Origin of the sequence: Pricia sp. (genome assembly GCF_041745955.1) — a bacterium.
GTDB lineage: Bacteria > Bacteroidota > Bacteroidia > Flavobacteriales > Flavobacteriaceae > Pricia.
This window is the reverse complement of record NZ_JBGTHY010000321.1, coordinates 1-2,509: the sequence shown is the minus strand read 5'-3', so window position 1 is coordinate 2,509 and position 2,509 is coordinate 1. Positions and strand designations below refer to the sequence as shown.

The following is a 2,509-nucleotide window of genomic DNA, read 5'->3' as shown; positions in this document are numbered from 1 at the left end:
AGAGGAACTGGAACGGATAGAAAAACTGAACGCCGAGCAATTGTTCAATGAGCACGAAATGGAAACCATTGCCGTTCTAAGTACGGTAATCCTTCCCCCAAAAGAGCCGAACGGAGGGCCTATCGAAGCAGATGTTCCTGCATTTATCGAGTTCATGGGCAAGGATATTCCAGAGATGCAGAACACCCTGTTGGGAGGGCTTATGTGGATGGACCATAGGAGCAATACGGAGTTCGGCACCGAATTTAAATCCGCAACATTGGAGCAACAAAAACAGATATGTGACGAAATCTGTTGGCACGATCTGGAAGTACCCTTGGATAAGCAGCCTTTAGAAATCCAATTTTTCGCATTAATGCGAAACCTTACCGTGACGGGATACTACACCTCAAAAGTAGGTATAGCCGATTTGGGCTATAAAGGAAATTCGCCGAACGTCTGGGACGGCGTTCCCCAAGATGTATTAGATCAACACGGCGTGGCGTACGACCCAGAATGGATCGCCAAATGTATCGACCAAAGCACGCGAAACGAGGTAGCGGAGTGGGACGAGAACGGGAAGTTGTTGACCTAGTATATGGTTGCATGCCGAACGTTTCTATGTACAGGTAAATTGTTCTGTTCTTCGACGAAGTTCGATGCTTCAGGTACGCTCTCCTCAATAGGTAAAGGTTATAGGTTAATTTTAAAAATTACGAATGAAAAAGCTGCTCATCTTATTTGGTGTAATTCTATTCACAATCCCAATGACCGCCCAAGAAGTCGGCTTACAACTCTACAGCCTTCGCGACCAGTTTAAGGAAGATGTGACAGGTACCCTAAAGCTCATCAATGATTGGGGTATTACCAAAATAGAGGGTGGCGGCACCTACGGCCTTCCGATGAAGGAATTCAAGGCACTTTTAAAGAAGAATAATCTCGAGGTCGTGAGTGTGGGCGCTGGTTTTGAGGATTTGGAGAACAATGTGCAAAAAGTTATCGATAACGCCAAATCCTTCGGGGCCAAATACGTCATGTGTGCCTGGGTGCCGCACGACGATAACAAATGGGACCTCGAAGAGACCCAACATGCTACCGAAGTGTTCAACATAGCGGGGAAGCAGTTGAAAGAGAACGGATTGACCTTGGCCTACCACCCTCACGGATATGAATTCCGCCCGTATAAAGACGGTACCCTTTTCGATTATATGGCCCAAAACGCAACCAATTTCACCTTTGAACTTGATGTGTATTGGGCGCAGCATGGGGGTGCGGACCCGTTGGCCTTGATGAAAAAATATCCCGATAAATTCAGCTTGATGCATTTAAAGGATATGGAAAAGGGCGTGAAGGGCAACAATACAGGGCATGAAGATGTAGAGACCAACGTGGTACTTGGTACGGGCCAGATCGATATTGCAGGCACCGTGGCCGAGTCCAAAAAGCTGGGTATCGATTATATGTTTATAGAGGATGAATCTTCTAGGGTGGTCGATCAAGTACCCCAAAGTTTGGAGTTTTTGAAAGGGCTGGAGGATTAAGGAATTTGGGTACGACACCAATGACTACCTCTCTCCCATGCTTTGTTCGTCGAGGGCAACCGAAAAAAGACAAACGATTGGCAAAAAGGATACGATCCTTAAAATCCGTTCTCTATGAAAATTCCAACCCTATTTTGCCTTCTTGCCCTATCGCTCTCAAGCTGCAACCAAGAAACATCCAAAGACACCGTCCTAGACAAACCCCTCCCGAATATAATCTGGCTTGTCGCCGAAGATCAGTCCCCCGACTGGTTTCCTATGTACGGTGACAGTACGATACCCTTGCCGAATTTAGAAGCTTTGGCCGAAGACGGCGTGGTGTTCGACAATGCCGTAGCGCCGGTTCCCGTTTGTGCCCCGGCAAGGAGTGCATTGATTACGGGCATGTATCCGACAACACTCGGTACGCACAATATGCGTACCTATGCGCCTGGGCGAAGGGAAGGCGGCCGGCCCTATCATGGATTGGACATCCCGAGTTATTCTCCAGTCGTTCCCGACGCGGTCAAAATGTTTCCCGAATATCTTCGGAAGAAAGGCTATTATACCACCAACGGCCCCAAGGAAGACTACAACTTCGAGAAGACCGATGCCGCTTGGGATGAGAGTAGCAAACATCCCCATTGGCGCAAAAAAAGGAAGGGACAACCGTTTTTTGCCGTATTTAATTTTGCCGTTTGCCACGAATCCCAGATTTGGAATCGGGGCAAGGATTCCCTCTTCGTTCAGCCTTCAAAAGTCCCCGTACCACCCTACTTTCCAGATACAAAAACCGTTCGGCATGATCTTGCCGTCAATTATAGCAACCTCAAGCGGCTCGATGACCAAATCGGAGCGATTATCGCTGATTTGAAGGAAGATGGCCACTACGAAAACAGTATCATTTTCTTCTATGGCGACCATGGCGGCCCTTTTCCCAGACATAAACGGGCCTTATACGATACGGGCGTTAAAGTGCCTTTGGTAATCAAATTCCCTAAAAACGGGAA

Annotated in this window: 3 protein-coding genes; all 3 read left to right on the top strand. The window is 47.6% G+C overall.

Annotation, left to right across the window (positions count from 1 at the left end; genetic code table 11):
- Positions 1–574 (top strand): gluconate 2-dehydrogenase subunit 3 family protein (locus ACEW8S_RS11700; RefSeq protein WP_373518330.1); only part of this gene is annotated, 574 nt, incomplete at its 5' end.
- A 124-nt stretch (positions 575–698) separates the two neighbouring features.
- On the top strand, positions 699–1,520 hold the full coding sequence (locus tag ACEW8S_RS11695; RefSeq protein WP_373518329.1) for a sugar phosphate isomerase/epimerase family protein: 822 nt from the start codon (positions 699–701) through the stop codon (positions 1,518–1,520).
- A gap of 114 nt (positions 1,521–1,634) precedes the next feature.
- Positions 1,635–2,509: sulfatase-like hydrolase/transferase (locus ACEW8S_RS11690; protein WP_373518328.1), on the top strand; the 875-nt coding region annotated here is incomplete at its 3' end.

Bases quoted from the DNA above. Each gene is read 5' to 3' on its own strand.
- ACEW8S_RS11695 (WP_373518329.1), top strand. From the start codon at position 699: ATGAAAAAGCTGCTCATCTTATTTGGTGTAATTCTATTCACAATCCCA.